Source organism: Streptomyces viridosporus (assembly GCF_002078235.1).
GTDB lineage: Bacteria > Actinomycetota > Actinomycetes > Streptomycetales > Streptomycetaceae > Streptomyces > Streptomyces viridosporus.
Genome location: NZ_MSGP01000930.1, coordinates 1 through 690, shown reverse-complemented (window position 1 = coordinate 690; position 690 = coordinate 1). Strand labels below are relative to the sequence as shown.

The window sequence follows — 690 nt, the reverse complement described above, 5'->3', positions numbered from 1 at the left end:
TGCCGTGGGCCTGGGTGCCGTGGGCCTGGGTGCGCCCAGCGCATGCGCCGGGCTCGATGCGCTGGGCGGTTCGTCATGACCTGCCGCGCGGGGGCTGTTGGCCCACGCGCCGCGCTGATCGGGCGGGCGGCCACCCGCCGAACGGATCAGGCAGGGCGCCGCACGCCGGGAGGACGCCGCGCACGGGGAGGACGCCGTGCGCCGGTCGGGCGCCCCGTGAACTCACGCCCGATTCCGTGCGCGGGTGACCTGTCCGCCCGGCGCCGCGTTGCCCTGGTATGACCGTCACCTATTCCACGACCGGGCGCCGTCCACTGTTCGTCCCGACCGTCGCAGAATCGGTTCCGTTTCCGTCCCCGCCCGCTTCCTCACCGCTCCAGGACCCGCCGATCTACCGCGACCTGCTGCACGCCTGGGCCACCCGCGGCCGTACCCTCCCGGGGCGGCACGACCCGGAGTGGGTCCGGCTGGCGGCGCCCCTGGTCAGGCCGGGTCAGTTCAGCGGGTCTCCGGACCGGCGAGGTGACGGGCGATGACCATCCGCTGGATCTGATTGGTGCCCTCGACGATCTGCAGCACCTTGGCCTCGCGCATGTAGCGCTCGGCGGGAAAGTCCGTGGTGTAGCCGTAGCCGCCCATCATCTGGACGGCGTCCGTGGTGACCTTCATCGCCGTGTCGGTGCAGTGCAG

The 690-nt window shown here is 72.9% G+C and carries 1 protein-coding gene; it reads right to left on the bottom strand.

Annotation, left to right across the window (positions count from 1 at the left end; translation table 11 throughout):
- Positions 1-498 precede the first annotated feature (498 nt).
- The coding region (locus B7L92_RS38730) for an acyl-CoA dehydrogenase family protein (RefSeq protein ID WP_255311378.1) at positions 499-690 on the bottom strand (192 nt) is incomplete at its 5' end.